Here is a 13,860-nt window from a genome sequence, read left to right on the forward strand (position 1 = left end):
ACTCACCCCATCAGCCACGTGCGGATCACCCATGCGACCGCGCCCAGCGCCGCGACGCTCATCGCCCAGATCGCGGCCAGCCACGCCAGCCGCCGCCACAGGGGCGCTTCCTCAGTGATAACCGTCCAGCCCGACCTTGCCGCGGAACACCCAATAGGCCCAGGCGGTGTAAGCCAGGATCAGCGGCATGATGAACGCGGTGCCGACCAGCATGAATATCTGGCTCTTCTCCGGCGCGGCGGCGTCCCAGATCGTGATCTGGTCAGGGACGATATAGGGGAAGATGCTGACCCCCAGCCCCGCGAAGCACAGCCCGAACAAGGTAAGCGCCAGCGCGAACGGGGCCCATTCAGACCCCGCCTTCAGCTTGCGGAAGAACAGGAAGGCGACGATTGCCGTCAGCAACGGCACCTGCGCGGTGGCCAGCACGCCCGGCATCGCGAACCAGCGCTTCCAATATTCGAATTGCAGGAACGGCGTCGCCGCGCTGACCGCGACGATCGCCACCAATGTCGCGATTCCCGCATAGAGCGCCAGCCGCTTCGCATGTTCCTGCGCGCGGCCCTCGATCCGCCAGATCATCCACGTCGCGCCGAGCAGCGCATAGCCCGCCACCACGCCCAGCCCGGTCAGGATCGAGAACGGCGACAGCCAATCCAGCCACCCGCCGACATAGGCCTGATCGACCACCTTCACCCCCTGCAGCAACGCGCCCAGCGTCACGCCCTGCGCGAACGCCGCCAGGAACGAACCGCCGGTGAACGCCGCATCCCACAATACGCGGTGGCGCGGGTCGCGCCAGCGGAACTCGAACGCGACGCCGCGGAACACCAGCCCCAGCAGCATCGCGATGATCAGCGGATAGGTCGCGGTCAGGATCACGCCGTAGGCCAGCGGAAATGCGGCGAACAGCCCGCCGCCCCCCAGCACCAGCCACGTCTCGTTCCCGTCCCACACCGGCGCGATCGAATTCATCGCCTGATCGCGCTCCTCCCCTACGTCGAACACCGGGAACAGGATGCCGATGCCCAGATCGAACCCGTCCATCACGACGTACAGGAACACCGAAAAGGCGATGATGAACGCCCACACCACGGTCAGGTCGACATCGACTCCCATCGGATCAGGCCCTCGCCGGCTGGTTGCGCGCGGGCGCAGGAGTGATACCAGCGGTCCGCGTCGGCGTTGCGTCGGGCTCGCTCTCGCCAGGATGAGCTGGCGCGCTCATCAGCTTCAGTATGTACCACGTGCCCGCCCCGAACACCGCGAAATAGACCAAAACGAACGCGGTCAGCGATGCCGCCACCGCGGGCGCGGCGAGTGGCGAATGCGACTGCGCGGTCAGCAGATGGCCGTAAACCGTGAACGGCTGCCGCCCGACCTCGGTCGTGATCCAGCCCGCGATCACCGCGACGAACCCGGCCGGTCCCATCGTCAGCGCCGCGCGGTGCAGCCACGGCCAGTCGTACAGCTTGCCGCGGACGCGCGCGAACAGGCTCCACAGCCCGAGGCCAAGGATCGCAAAGCCGATCCCCACCATCACCCGGAACGACCAGAACACCACCGCCACTGGCGGCTCGCGATCGTCGGGGATCGTGTCGAGCCCAGCGAGCGGCGCGTCCAGATCATGCTTCAGGATCAACGACGACAGCTTCGGGATTTCGACCGCATAATCGACACGCTTCTCGGCCTGATTGGGCAGACCGAACAGGATCAGCGGCGCGCCGTCCGGGTGACTGTCGAAATGCCCCTCCATCGCCATCACCTTCGCGGGCTGATGCTTCAGCGTGTTGAGGCCGTGTTCGTCGCCCGCGAAAATCTGCACCGGCGCAACCAAGGCCGCCATCCACATCGCCATAGAGAACATTTTTCGCGCGTGCGGCTTGCTGGCGTCGCGCAGCAGGTGGAATGCGCCGACCGCACCGACCACCAGCGCGGTCGTCAGGTACGCGGCGATCACGGTGTGGACCAGACGATACGGGAAACTCGGGTTGAAGATGATGTCCAGCCACGGCCCCGACGGCAGGAACTGGCCCTTGGCGTTCATCGAGAACCCCGTCGGCGTCTGCATCCAGCTGTTCACGCTGAGGATCCAGAACGCGGAGATGAACGTGCCGAGCGCGACCATCAACGTCGCGGCGAAGTGCAGGCCCTTCCCGACCTTCCTCATCCCGAACAGCATCACGCCCAGGAATCCGGCCTCCAGGAAGAAGGCGGTCAGCACCTCATAGGCCATCAGCGGGCCGATGACGGGTCCGGCCTTGGTCGAAAACACCGACCAGTTGGTGCCGAACTGGTAACTCATCACGATGCCCGACACGACGCCCATCGCGAATGCGACGGCGAAGATCTTCACCCAATATTTGAACAGGTCGAGGTACAGTTCCTTGCCCGTCTTCAGCCATAGCGCTTCGAGGACCGCGAGATAGCTCGCCAACCCGATCGAAAAGGACGGGAAAATGAAATGGAAGCTGACGGTGAAGCCGAACTGGATGCGCGCCAGCAGCACCGGATCGAGGGTGTCGAACATGGTCGTTCCCGTGGGGTCGACGGACGAACGCTCCGCCGACCAATCTCTAGGCGCTCGCGGCCCGATTTTGGAGTGCAATAATTGCAGGTGCACCACCTGCAGGCGCATCGCTCATGGGAACACCGCGCGGGCGAAATCGTTGAACCGCGCATGGAACCCGCCCGCGATAGCCACGGCCGCTTCAAGGCCGATCACCATATCCGCAACCGCACGATCGGCGCCGCGCTGATCGGCACCGCTGCACTAGCCATCGGCACGCTGTTCCGCGGCCGCATAAAGGAAGCGCTGAGTCCCGCCAACGCGGAGCACGAAGCGTCGGATCTGTCGTTCGACGCCGCCCGGCCCGGCACGAACCGCGCGCCCGACGCCTTCCGCCCCGATCCGAGCGCGCCGGTTCCGGCGTCGGAGCGGGAAGGATTGCGGCCGCCGACCGGCTTTCCGACGACGGTAAATTAAATCAGCGCCAGCAGCGCAAACGTCGCCAGCCAATGCGTGCCCATGTAATCGTCCGCCAGATGCGGCAGGCTGGCCGCCAGATGCCGCTCCGCCGCCGCCTCGGCCCACGGTTCGTCCAACCGCAACCCGCGCCAGCACCAAGCCCGGCTGAGGTTCAACCCGTCGAGATGCGCGATCTTCCCGTCGCTGCGGTCCGATACCGTGGCGGGCGTAAACAGCGTCGTTGGCTTCCCGTGAGCCAAGCCGGGCAGGAACGCCGCGAACCAGTCGCCAAACCCGCTCCCCAGCACGCGCCGCATCAGCAATGTCTCGCACAATGCGGGCGACAGGAATTCGTCCCCGCCCGGCTCCCACGCCTGACACCCGCGGTCCGCCCCGAACCAGTCGCGCGACCGGTCGTCGATCAGCGCGGCCAATGCCAAGTCATGCTCGACCGCCCAGTCCCGCGCGAGGACCAGCGCAAACGCGGTGTTGAAGTGAGTCCCGACGCGGATCGGATAGGTCAGCTTCGGCAGATGCGCCGCAAACCGCGCGGCGAACGCCCGCGCCAACGGCTCCAGCGCCGCGCCCCACCCCGCGTCATGCCGCGCCGCCTCGCCATGCAATGCCACCGCCCATGCCCAGCCATAGGGCCGCTCGAACCCCGCCGCCCCCGGCCGCGACAGATACGACAGTTCGCCGACGACCTTCTCCACAACCAGCATCTCATCCGCCCGCGCGCGTATTTCAGCGGCCTCGGGCAGCCCCGGAAATAGCCGCGCGATCGTGAGCAACTGCCACCATCCATGCACGCAGCTATGCCAGTCGAAGCTGCCGTGGAAGATCGGGTGCAGCACGTGCGGCTCGACCAAATCGTCTGGCCCGGTCAGCACCTGATCCAGTTTGAACGGATAACGCTGCCCGATGTGCGACAGCGTCAACCGCGCGAAACCCGCCGCCATTTCCCCGGTCAACTTCATGCGACGACCCACCACAACAAGGCGATGTTGAACACCAGCAGCGGCAGCGCGGTCGGGATCTGCGCGCGGATCACGCCGTTCGGGTCTTTCAGTTCCAGCAGCACCGCAGGCACCAGATTGAAGTTCGCCGCCATCGGCGTCATCAGCGTCCCGCAGAACCCCGCGAGCATCCCCACCGCCGCCACCGGCGCCGGGTCAGCGCCATATGCCTGCACCAAGAGCGGTATCCCGACCGCCGCCGCCATCACCGGAAACGCCGCAAAGGCGTTGCCCATCACGATCGTGAACAGCGCCATCCCGACGCCGTACGCGATCACCGCGCCGACGACGCTGCCCTCCGGAATCGCCACGCCGATCACCCGTCCGACGACCTCGCCCACGCCAGCCAGCGCGAACACCGCGCCGAGGCTCGCCAGCATCTGCGGCAGCGCCGCCGCCCAGCCGACATCATCCATCAACCGCCGCCCCGCCGCGAACGGCGCGGTGACGCCGGGCCGCAGCCAGACGTAGCAGAACATGATCGCCAGCAGCACGCCTAGCGTGAGCGCCACCAGCGTCGCCTGCTTCGGATCGACCAGCCCCGGCAGTTCCTTGAACGCCAGCGTCCCCAGCAAGGCGGTCGCAGGGATGATCAGCGCGGGCACGAAGATCAGGTTTCCACGCAGCCGCTCCGGCGACGCCTCTGGCGTACTCCGCCGCATCTGTCCGGTCGCCGCAATCGCGACCAACGCGAGCACCAGTATCCCGTTACCGATATCGCCCAGACGATCGCCGACCAGGAAGCTCGCCGCGATCAGCGCGTAGAACAAGGCGTTCGACCAGCGCCGATCGCGCACGCTCAGCACCGCGAACGCGATAAAGGTCAGCCCCGCTACCAGATAGACGAAGTTAAGCCCGATCATCGTTTCAGCCTGCGATCGAGCAGCCACAGCCGGAACCCGTGGATGAGGAACGCCGCGATCGCGGTCGGGATCGCCCAGACCGACAGCTGCAGCGGCTCCAGCACGATGCCATACCCCTCAAGCACGCCCTTCATCAGCAGGATCGATCCGATCGCGATGAAGATGTCCTCGCCGAAGAACAGCCCGATATTGTCGGTCGCCGCGGCCATCGCCTTGATGCGCTCCGGATCAGCGCCATCGCTCGCCGCCTCCGCCATCGGCGCGATCAGTGGGCGAACGGTCTGCGCGTGTCCCGCGACCGATGTAAGGCCCAGCGCGGCGGTGATCTGTCGGAACGCCAGATATGCGATCAGCAACCGCCCCGTCGTCGCGCCCTTCAACCCGGCGATCAACGCCCGCGCGCGTGTCTGCAACCCGTGCCGTTCGAGCAGCCCGATCACCGGCAGCACGATATATATCGCGGTGACGTAGCGCGTATCGTTGAACGCCTTCCCGAACGCCGCCAGGATCGCCAGCGGATCGAGCCCCACCGCCAGCCCCGTCACCAGCGCCGACACCGCGATCACCAGCATCGGATTGAACCGCAGCAAAAACCCGAGCGCGATGACCGCGATGCCGAGCAGTACCAGCATCAGCGCGAAAGATTAGCGGATCGACGGATGCTCAAGCGGCGGCGCGGGCAGCGTAGATCGCGGGGCGATAGCGCGGTTCGGGGATGGGATCGCCGTGGGCGGCGAGACTTTCCAGATACAGGTTTATCGCGACCTGCGCCTCCACGACCGCCTCGTCAGGCGTCGTGCCGTGCGCACTGCAATACCGAAGGTCCGGCACGTCCGCGATCCAGCAATCATCCTCGGACGACCAAAATACGTTGATATGATAGCGCGGGGTCATTCGTCGTTCCCGTCCAGCGTCAGGCCGTTGGACTCGATGATATCAAGGAACTGCCGCAGCTGATAGGGTTTGGCGGCCTTACCTTTTGGCTGAACCACGATCCGATCATGAACGTCAGTTCGCTTGTAGATGCGATGACTGCCGCTTGTGCGACCAAGAACGAACCCAAATGCGCGCAGCAATCGCTCGAACTCATCGAAACTGATCGCGCTGCCGGACGCCAGCCGATCGTAGAGCTTTGCAATCCGCGTCATGCCGGGGCCAACAGCCGTTCCTTTGCGATCTTGTCCCGCCACACCAATGGCGCGAGCTGGTGGACGTTGTTGCCCTCGCTATCCACCGCGACCGTCACGGGGAAATCCGACACCTCGAACTCGTAGATCGCCTCCATCCCAAGGTCGGCAAAGCCGACGACCTTCGATCCCTTGATCGCACGCGCCACCAGATACGCCGCGCCGCCGACCGCCATCAGATACGCCGATTTGCCCTCCGCGATGGCCTTCGTCGCATCCGCGCCGCGTTCGGCCTTCCCGACCATCGCCAGCAGACCCTGATCCAGCATCATGCGCGTGAACTTATCCATCCGCGTCGCGGTGGTGGGGCCGGCCGGCCCCACCACCTCCTCGCCGACCGGATCGACCGGGCCGACATAATAGATCACACGGCCCTTGAACGCGACCGGCAGGGAATCGCCCGCGTCCAGCATGTCCTTGATCCGCTTGTGCGCCGCGTCGCGCCCGGTCAGCATCTTGCCATTCAGCAGCAGCCGGTCGCCCTGCTTCCAGCCCTGCACCACCTCCGGCGTCAACGTGTCGAGATCGACGCGGATCGCGGCCTTGTCGGGCGTCCAGTTCACGTCGGGCCATTCGTCCAGCTTCGGCGCTTCGAGATACGCCGGGCCGGACCCGTCCAACGTAAAATGCGCATGACGCGTCGCGGCGCAGTTCGGGATCATGGCGACGGGTTTGCCCGCCGCATGACACGGCGCATCCTTGATCTTCACGTCGAGGATCGTGGACAGACCGCCCAGCCCCTGCGCGCCAATCCCCAACGCGTTGACCTTGTCGAAAATCTCGATCCTGAGCGCCTCGATGTCATTGCGCGGCCCGCGGGCCTTCAGCGGGCCCATGTCGATCGGCTCCATCAGCGCCTGTTTCGCCAGCAGCACGCAATGCTCCGCGGTGCCGCCGATGCCGATCCCCAGCATCCCCGGCGGACACCAGCCCGCCCCCATCTGCGGCAGCATCTCCAGCACCCAGTCGACGATCGAATCGCTGGGGTTCATCATCTTGAACTTGGACTTATTCTCCGACCCGCCACCCTTCGCCGCGACGTCGATGCTGACGGTCGCCCCCGGCACCATCTCGACGTGCAGCACGCACGGCGTATTGTCCTTCGTATTGCGCCGCGTGAAGGCCGGGTCGGCCAGCACCGACGCGCGCAATTTGTTCTCGGGATGCAAGTACGCGCGGCGCACGCCGTCGTCGACGATCTCCTGCAGCGACCGGCTGGTGTCGTCCAACCGGCAATCCATGCCCCATTTAACGAACACGTTGACGATTCCGGTATCCTGGCAGATCGGGCGATGCCCCTCCGCACACATCCTGCTATTGGTCAGGATCTGCGCGATCGCGTCCTTCGCGGCCGGGCCTTGCTCGGCCTCGTAAGCCTCGCCCAGCGCACGGATATAATCCATCGGGTGATAGTAACTGATGAACTGGAGCGCGTCGGCCACGCTCTCGATCACATCGGCTTGCCGGATCATCGTCGTCATGGCCGCACCCTTGCCGCAGCCCGCGCCCCGCATCAATTCGTAAAGACGAATTAGGGATTGGCGCTAACCAATCGCGAACGGCGGCGGCGCTAGACACCGCGGATGGGAATTGTCCGCCGCAGCGTCCACACGATCACGTCGCCGCGGGGGCTGGCGGACGCGCTCGGCCTGATCGCGGATCACGACGAAGCGATCGTCGACGCGCGTGACGCCGCGCTGGGCGAGGTCGCCTCGCTCTGGCCGGTCGCGGCGCTGACATTGTTAGTTGGACCGTCGATCTTCCTGGCCACGGCGCTCTCGCAATCGGCGATGCTGGCGCAAGACATCATACTAGTCGGCGTGCCGATTGCGCTGATCGGACTTGCGATCTGGGCGGTCGTCACCCTACCGAAGTTGCGCGAATGGCCCAGCCATCACCGCAATTCGACGCTTGCCGCACTTTCGGCCGTACTCGGCATCCTTCTGTCATTGGCGTTGAGCGCCGCGCACGATCTGCCGAACGCAGAGTTCCGCTTGAGCGGCGCGGTGGCGGCGTTCGGCGCGATCGTGATCGTCGCGATCGCGCTTCATGCGGTACGCGCGGCATCGCTCGCGTTTTCGACCGCGCTGGCGTTGATGGTTCCGGCAACCACCGGCTTCGGCGTCGCAGCGGCGCTGGCCCTGACGCTGGCGGGTGCACTTGCTGCAGGCATCGGGCGCGTTGCCGCGCGCGACCGGCTGCTAATCGCCAGGCGAAGGAGCGCCGTGGATGCCGGAAGGCTCGCGACGCGGCTGGTCGGCGAATATGAGGCGCACGGCAACGGCTGGTTCTGGCAAAGTGACCGCTTCGGCCACCTGACCTATCTTTCCGCGAAGGTGGCGCGAGAGATCGCCGGGCTAGGCGTGGAGCCGATCGGCGAACGGCTGAGCAACGTCTTCCGCGTCGATTCGACCCTCCACGAAACCGAACGCACGCTGACCTTCCACTTGTCGTCGCGCACCGGTTTTGCGGATTATTCGGTCCGCGCGGCGTTCGACGGCGCGCCCGATCGCTGGTGGTCGATCTCCGGCCGCCCGGTGCTCGACGAACGCGGCCGGTTTCAGGGCTTCATCGGTTCGGGCTGCGACCTGACCGAGAAGCGCCGGCAGGAGGCGGAGATCACCCGCCTCGCGCTGTTCGACAGCCTGACCGGCCTCGCCAATCGTCAGCGGATGCGGCTGTCGATCGATCAGACGCTGTCGCCCGCCAACGCCGCGCGCGGGATGACCGCGCTGTTCCTGCTCGATCTGGACCGGTTCAAGGCGGTCAACGACACGCTCGGCCATCATATCGGGGACGAACTGCTGAAGCAGGTCGCGCAGCGGTTGCAGCGGACGGTCGGCGACGCGGGGCTGGTCGGGCGGCTGGGCGGCGATGAATTCCAGGTGCTGGTTCCGCGCGAGGGCCATCGCGACCGGCTGGGCCAGCTCGCGCGCTCGATCATCGCGGCGCTGTCGCAACCATATGTGATCGAAGGCGCGCCGGTCACGATCGGCTGCTCGATCGGCGTTGCGATCGCGCCCGAACATGGCGACGATGCCGAATCGCTCGTTCGCAACGCCGACCTCGCGCTCTATGCGGCGAAGGGGGATGGGCGCGGCGTCCACCGCTTCTACCGCGACGAATTGCTCGCCGGCGCGCAGCATCGCAAACGGCTGGAGGACGATCTGCGCGCCGCGCTGGCCGGCAACCAGTTCCACCTCGCTTATCAGCCGGTCGTGTCGACCGCCGACGAACGGATCGTGGGATACGAGGCGTTGCTGCGCTGGGATCACCCGACGCGCGGCAGCGTCAGCCCGGCCGACTTCATCTCGGTCGCCGAGGAATGCGGACTGATCGGCGCAATCGGCGAATGGGCGCTCCGCACCGCCTGCGCCGAGGCGGCGACCTGGCCCGACCACGTGCGGGTCGCGGTCAACGTCTCGCCGATCCAGTTCGCGCACACCTCGCTGCCCGCGATCGTCACCAACGCGATCGCCGCCGCCGGAATATCCGCGTCGCGGCTAGAACTGGAGATCACCGAAGGCGTGTTCCTGAACGACGGCGACGCGACGGATGCGATGTTCGCGGCGTTGAAGGGCATCGGGGTCCGGCTGGCGCTGGACGATTTCGGCACCGGCTATTCAAGCCTCGGCTATCTGAAAAAGGCGCCGTTCGACAAGATCAAGATCGACCAGAGCTTCGTGCGCGATGCGATCCAGCCCGGCAACCGCAACGCCGCGATCATCAAGGCGATCGTGACGCTCGCCGACACGCTCTACATGGAGACCACCGCCGAGGGGGTCGAACAGCAGGATGAGATCGCGCTGATCCGCAGTTTGGGGTGCAGCCACATCCAGGGCTACGTCTATGGCCGCCCCGCACGCGCCGCCGATGTGCTCGATCAACTGGCGGCAGCGGGCGGCAAGGCCAGCGCGATCGGGTACAAGGTCAGCCGGGGACAGCGCACGACGATGCTGCGCTCGGCCCGGATCGCGATCGGTGACGAAACGGGCGAGGTCCGCATCCGCAACATATCGTCGTCGGGCGCGATGATCGACGGCGTCGATTTCCCTGACGAGGCGATCGGCGTCGACGTATTGATCGAGCTGATCGACAGCCAGTTGTTCCCCGCCACGGTCCGCTGGACCAGGGATGGCAAGGCGGGTCTGGAGTTCGCCGAAGGCTTTAACCTGGAACGGTTGAACGCCCCGCCCAAGGCGTTGCGCCGGGCGGGGTGATTGGCCTACCCCCGGCCGGATACAATCTAAATCCGGGGACGCATCCGATGAAACTGACCGCCGCGCTCGCGCTGCCCGCGCTGCTGCTCTCGACCGCGGCGCTGGCGCAGGACGCCGACGACAAGCCTGCGGCGAAAAGCGAAAAGGCGGCCGACGCACCGATCCCGCCTCCCGTCGTGTCGGTCACGAAGCATAGCGGCAATTTCGGCGGCGCGCGGATCAGCTACCGCGCGACCGCGGGCGAGACGTATCTGAAGGACAAGGACGGCAAGCCGCTCGCCGCGATCACCTCGTACAGTTACGTCAAGGACGGCGCGGTCGATCCCAAACGCCCCGTCACTTTCCTGTGGAACGGTGGTCCGGGTTCGGGATCGCTATGGCTGCACATGGGCGCGTTCGGGCCGAAGCGCGTGGTCATCCCGTCGGACGCGAAGGACGACGGCGCGCCGCCCTATCCGATCATCGACAATACCGAATCCCTGCTCGACGTGACCGACCTCGTCTTCATCGACCCCGTCGGCACCGGCTTTTCCCGCGCGCTCGGCAAAAAAGACCCGAAGGATTATTGGGGCGTCACCAAGGACGCGAAATCGATGGCGCAGTTCATCCGGCTGTGGCTCGACGCCAACGGCCGCTGGAACGCGCCGAAGTTCATCGGCGGCGAAAGCTATGGCACAACGCGCTCGGCCGCGGTCATCAACGAACTGGAAGGCAGCTACACCGATGTCGCGATCAACGGGATCATCCTGATCTCGTCGATCCTCGATTTCTCCGCCGCCGCGGATTCGCCGGGCAACGAACTCGGCTATGTCACCAACCTGCCGTCGATGGCGGCGACCGCCTGGTATCATGACAAGGTGCCGAACAAGCCCGCCACGGTCGAACAGTTCGTCGCAGAGGCGAAGGCGTTCGCGATCGGCCCCTATGCGTCGGCGTTGCTGAAAGGGAACGCGATCACGCCGGGGGAACGCGCCGCGATCCGTCCGCAACTCGCGCGGTTCACCGGCGTATCGGAAGCCTATCTCGATCGCGCCGACCTGCGCCTGTCGCCGGGCCGCTTCTACAAGGAACTGCTGCGCGACCGCGGCCTGACGATCGGCCGCCTCGACACGCGCTACACCGGCAAGGATTACGACAATGCCGGGGAGGAGCCCGACAACGACCCCAGCTTCTATGCGATCGACGGCGCGTACACCGCGGCGATGAACCAGTGGAGCCGTGAGGGGCTGAAATACTCCCCCGACCTCGTCTATTCCTCGATCGGTGGGGTGCGCGACTGGGACTGGAAGATCGGCGGCCCGCGCGGCGGCGAAGGTTATTTGAACGTCGCACCGTACATCGGCCGCGCCATGCGGGAGAACAGCGGGCTACGCGTGTTCGCGGGGCAAGGCTATTACGATTTCGCGACGCCGTTCTTCGGCGCGGAATATTCGCTGAATCGCACCGGTATCCCCAACGACGGGCGCATCCAGTGGCATTATTACAATGCCGGGCACATGATGTACGTCCGCGAAAACGATCTGCGCAAACTCTCCGCCGACATCCGCGCGTTCATCCGCGCAAGGTGACATTTCCCAAAGTCCTCGCCTTCGACGTCTTCGGCACGGTGGTCGACTGGCGCACCAGCATCGCGCGCGAATCCGCGCCGTTCCTTGCGCGACTCGGTCGCTCCGACCTCGACCCGCATCGCTTCGCCGACGGCTGGCGTCGTCGCTACGTCCCCGCGATGGAAAGCGTCAACAACGGCGATCGCGGCTTCATCATCCTCGACACGCTCCACCGCGAAATGCTCGAAGACCTGCTCCGCCACTACGACATCGACCCGGCGACGCTCGACGACCAAACCCTCACCGACTGGTCGCACGCATGGCGGCGGCTCGATCCGTGGTCCGACTCGGTCCCCGGCCTCACCCGCCTCAAATCGCGCTTCCCGATCGTCACGCTCTCCAACGGCAACATCGCATTGATTCTGGAGATGGCGCGACGCGGTGGCTTGCCATGGGATGCGATCATGGGCGCGGAGGTGACGCGCGCCTACAAACCTGCCCTGCCCGCCTATACGCGGATGGCGGACATCCTGCAGATCGCGCCGTCCGATCTGTGTCTGGTCGCTGCGCACCACAGCGACCTTGCCGCCGCCCGCGCCTGCGGCCTGCAAACCGCCTTCATCCACCGGCCGCAGGAATATGGTGGCCGCGTCGCACCCGACGCGGATCAGGCACAGGATTGGGAGTACGCCGTCGACAGCCTGGAACAACTGGCGGACGCGATGGATTGCTGACCGCGGATGTCGAAAATCGCTGGCGGCGACGGCCCGATCGCGATAGCGGCAAGCGTATGAAAATCCTCGCTCTCGCCGCCGCATCGCTCGTCATCGTGTCCGCTGCACCCGCGCACGCACAGGACGACGATAGCCCGCGTCGGACTCGCGTCATCCTGGGACCGCAGCTCTCGCCCGACTATCCGGGATCGTCGAGCGTTACCCTGTCTCCCTACATCTCGGTCGCGCGCGCCCGTGGCGACGATCCGTTCGCGTTCGAAGCGCCGGACGAAAGCTTCAATCTGAAACTGGTGTCGGCGAACGGCTTTTCGGCCGGTGGATCGCTCGGCTTCGAAGGAAAGCGTTCGCGCAAGGACACCGACGGCGCGCTGCCGAAGGTCGGTTTCGGCGTCGAACTCGGCGGTTATGCGCAATATCAGCTTATCCCCGCGGTGCGTGTGCGGGCCGAGGCGCGGCAGGCTGTCAGCGGACATGACGGTTTCGTCGCGAACCTCAGCGCGGACTATATCGCGCGCGACGGCGACAATTGGGTTTTCTCGATCGGGCCGCGCGTGACGTTGACCGACGGCCGTTATCAGCGCGCCTATTTCGGCATCGCGCCTGCCGATGCCGCAGCGGCCGGTCTGCCCGCGTATCGCCCCGATGGCGGCCTGCAAGCGGCCGGCGCCACCACCGCCCTGATGTATCAGTTCACGCCACGCATCGGCGCGCTTGGCTTTGTGAAATACGACCGGCTGGTTGAGGACGCGGGCGATTCGCCCGTCGTCCGCCGTTTCGGTTCGCGCAACCAGGTGTCGGGCGGCATCGCCCTCAGCTACACCTTCGGCGCGGTCCGCGATTAGAGTCGAACTCGTTCAAGTTCGCACTTACGTTTAATCCTCCCCTGCAAGGGGAGGTGGCGCGTAGCGCCGGAGGGGTGTCGACCTCTCTATAGGGTAACACCCCTCCGTCAGCGCTGCGCGCTGCCACCTCCCCTTGCAGGGGAGGAGTAGGTGTCGTGCATGGACGCACCTCGCGCGCTCCAAAATATTTTTGTTCCCGGCCCGTTCCCTTGTATTCTCTGAACGCGGCGGAAGTCCGCGCGTCGTGAATTTTCACCACGACGAAACGAATCACCGATGCGACGAACCGTGGCGTCAACCCATCATTTACCGTCTTGCGGCCCCCGACACTTTGGCACAATCTGTTGGGGTTGAGTTCGGGGGCGAACCCAATCGCTGGTAGAACAACCGTCGCGACCCTATATCGCGGCAATGCCTTTTTGCGCCCTTTCGGTGAGGGTGCGGGCGCATTTTGTTCTCACCCGATGGATGCGCCTCGTATAG

The 13,860-nt window shown here is 65.6% G+C and carries 14 protein-coding genes; 5 read left to right on the plus strand and 9 right to left on the minus strand.

The window, feature by feature from the left end; translation table 11 throughout:
- Nucleotides 1-2 precede the first annotated feature (2 nt).
- From M0208_RS07345 to M0208_RS07355, 3 genes are read right to left on the minus strand one after another with little or no spacing between them, the layout of a single operon-like run.
- The gene (locus M0208_RS07345; RefSeq protein ID WP_408988140.1) at nucleotides 3-155 is read right to left on the minus strand and encodes a DUF2474 domain-containing protein; all 153 of its coding nucleotides are present in this window, start codon (nucleotides 153-155) and stop codon (nucleotides 3-5) included.
- Nucleotides 112-1,119 (minus strand): cytochrome d ubiquinol oxidase subunit II, encoded by a 1,008-nt coding sequence (gene cydB, locus M0208_RS07350; protein WP_258891067.1) that lies wholly within the window; start codon nucleotides 1,117-1,119, stop codon nucleotides 112-114. The genes M0208_RS07345 and cydB overlap by 44 nt, the downstream gene beginning before the upstream one ends.
- A gap of 4 nt (nucleotides 1,120-1,123) precedes the next feature.
- Complete coding sequence (locus M0208_RS07355; RefSeq protein ID WP_258891068.1) at nucleotides 1,124-2,530, minus strand: cytochrome ubiquinol oxidase subunit I; 1,407 nt, start codon at nucleotides 2,528-2,530, stop codon at nucleotides 1,124-1,126.
- A 150-nt stretch (nucleotides 2,531-2,680) separates the two neighbouring features.
- Between M0208_RS07355 and M0208_RS07360 the strand changes: the two genes are divergently transcribed.
- Complete coding sequence (locus M0208_RS07360) at nucleotides 2,681-2,986, plus strand: hypothetical protein (protein WP_258891069.1); 306 nt, start codon at nucleotides 2,681-2,683, stop codon at nucleotides 2,984-2,986.
- Here M0208_RS07360 and M0208_RS07365 read toward each other — a convergent pair.
- The 6 genes from M0208_RS07365 to M0208_RS07390 are packed head-to-tail and all read right to left on the minus strand — an operon-like array spanning nucleotide 2,983 to nucleotide 7,515.
- Nucleotides 2,983-3,945: a DUF2891 domain-containing protein gene (locus M0208_RS07365; RefSeq protein ID WP_258891070.1), complete on the minus strand. Its 963-nt coding sequence runs from the start codon at nucleotides 3,943-3,945 to the stop codon at nucleotides 2,983-2,985. The two genes, M0208_RS07360 and M0208_RS07365, sit on opposite strands and share 4 nt — an antisense overlap.
- On the minus strand, nucleotides 3,942-4,847 hold the full coding sequence (locus tag M0208_RS07370; protein WP_258891071.1) for a DUF979 domain-containing protein: 906 nt from the start codon (nucleotides 4,845-4,847) through the stop codon (nucleotides 3,942-3,944). Before M0208_RS07370 ends, M0208_RS07365 begins: the two co-directional genes overlap by 4 nt.
- Complete coding sequence (locus tag M0208_RS07375) at nucleotides 4,844-5,479, minus strand: DUF969 domain-containing protein (protein WP_258891072.1); 636 nt, start codon at nucleotides 5,477-5,479, stop codon at nucleotides 4,844-4,846. The genes M0208_RS07370 and M0208_RS07375 overlap by 4 nt, the downstream gene beginning before the upstream one ends.
- Nucleotides 5,480-5,510: 31 nt before the next feature.
- Entirely contained in the window at nucleotides 5,511-5,741 is a 231-nt protein-coding gene (locus M0208_RS07380) for a type II toxin-antitoxin system HicB family antitoxin (protein ID WP_258891073.1), read from the minus strand.
- On the minus strand, nucleotides 5,738-5,995 hold the full coding sequence (locus M0208_RS07385; protein WP_258891074.1) for a type II toxin-antitoxin system HicA family toxin: 258 nt from the start codon (nucleotides 5,993-5,995) through the stop codon (nucleotides 5,738-5,740). Before M0208_RS07385 ends, M0208_RS07380 begins: the two co-directional genes overlap by 4 nt.
- The gene (locus tag M0208_RS07390) at nucleotides 5,992-7,515 is read right to left on the minus strand and encodes a fumarate hydratase (RefSeq protein WP_258891075.1); all 1,524 of its coding nucleotides are present in this window, start codon (nucleotides 7,513-7,515) and stop codon (nucleotides 5,992-5,994) included. The genes M0208_RS07385 and M0208_RS07390 overlap by 4 nt, the downstream gene beginning before the upstream one ends.
- 102 nt (nucleotides 7,516-7,617) lie before the next feature.
- Between M0208_RS07390 and M0208_RS07395 the strand changes: the two genes are divergently transcribed.
- The 4 genes from M0208_RS07395 to M0208_RS07410 are packed head-to-tail and all read left to right on the plus strand — an operon-like array spanning nucleotide 7,618 to nucleotide 13,377.
- A complete protein-coding gene (locus M0208_RS07395; protein WP_258891076.1) occupies nucleotides 7,618-10,254 on the plus strand; it encodes an EAL domain-containing protein in 2,637 nt (878 codons plus the stop codon).
- A gap of 47 nt (nucleotides 10,255-10,301) precedes the next feature.
- Nucleotides 10,302-11,822 carry a S10 family peptidase gene (locus M0208_RS07400; protein ID WP_258891077.1) on the plus strand — a complete coding sequence of 507 codons (1,521 nt, stop codon included), beginning with the start codon at nucleotides 10,302-10,304 and terminating at the stop codon, nucleotides 11,820-11,822.
- Nucleotides 11,819-12,535 carry a haloacid dehalogenase type II gene (locus M0208_RS07405; protein WP_258891078.1) on the plus strand — a complete coding sequence of 239 codons (717 nt, stop codon included), beginning with the start codon at nucleotides 11,819-11,821 and terminating at the stop codon, nucleotides 12,533-12,535. Before M0208_RS07400 ends, M0208_RS07405 begins: the two co-directional genes overlap by 4 nt.
- A 56-nt stretch (nucleotides 12,536-12,591) precedes the next feature.
- Nucleotides 12,592-13,377: a MipA/OmpV family protein gene (locus tag M0208_RS07410; RefSeq protein WP_258891079.1), complete on the plus strand. Its 786-nt coding sequence runs from the start codon at nucleotides 12,592-12,594 to the stop codon at nucleotides 13,375-13,377.
- The last annotated feature ends 483 nt before the right edge of the window (nucleotides 13,378-13,860 follow it).

The organism is Sphingomonas sp. SUN019 (genome assembly GCF_024758705.1).
GTDB lineage: Bacteria > Pseudomonadota > Alphaproteobacteria > Sphingomonadales > Sphingomonadaceae > Sphingomonas.

What these genes read in the sequence shown, in the direction of transcription:
- cydB (WP_258891067.1), bottom strand. Translation starts at nt 1,119, where the DNA reads ATGGGAGTCGATGTCGACCTGACCGTGGTGTGGGCGTTCATCATCGCC.
- M0208_RS07355 (WP_258891068.1), bottom strand. Translation starts at nt 2,530, where the DNA reads ATGTTCGACACCCTCGATCCGGTGCTGCTGGCGCGCATCCAGTTCGGC.
- M0208_RS07360 (WP_258891069.1), top strand. Translation starts at nt 2,681, where the DNA reads ATGGAACCCGCCCGCGATAGCCACGGCCGCTTCAAGGCCGATCACCAT.
- M0208_RS07365 (WP_258891070.1), bottom strand. Translation starts at nt 3,945, where the DNA reads ATGAAGTTGACCGGGGAAATGGCGGCGGGTTTCGCGCGGTTGACGCTG.
- M0208_RS07370 (WP_258891071.1), bottom strand. Translation starts at nt 4,847, where the DNA reads ATGATCGGGCTTAACTTCGTCTATCTGGTAGCGGGGCTGACCTTTATC.
- M0208_RS07375 (WP_258891072.1), bottom strand. Translation starts at nt 5,479, where the DNA reads ATGCTGGTACTGCTCGGCATCGCGGTCATCGCGCTCGGGTTTTTGCTG.
- M0208_RS07380 (WP_258891073.1), bottom strand. Translation starts at nt 5,741, where the DNA reads ATGACCCCGCGCTATCATATCAACGTATTTTGGTCGTCCGAGGATGAT.
- M0208_RS07385 (WP_258891074.1), bottom strand. Translation starts at nt 5,995, where the DNA reads ATGACGCGGATTGCAAAGCTCTACGATCGGCTGGCGTCCGGCAGCGCG.
- M0208_RS07390 (WP_258891075.1), bottom strand. Translation starts at nt 7,515, where the DNA reads ATGACGACGATGATCCGGCAAGCCGATGTGATCGAGAGCGTGGCCGAC.
- M0208_RS07395 (WP_258891076.1), top strand. Translation starts at nt 7,618, where the DNA reads ATGGGAATTGTCCGCCGCAGCGTCCACACGATCACGTCGCCGCGGGGG.
- M0208_RS07400 (WP_258891077.1), top strand. Translation starts at nt 10,302, where the DNA reads ATGAAACTGACCGCCGCGCTCGCGCTGCCCGCGCTGCTGCTCTCGACC.
- M0208_RS07410 (WP_258891079.1), top strand. Translation starts at nt 12,592, where the DNA reads ATGAAAATCCTCGCTCTCGCCGCCGCATCGCTCGTCATCGTGTCCGCT.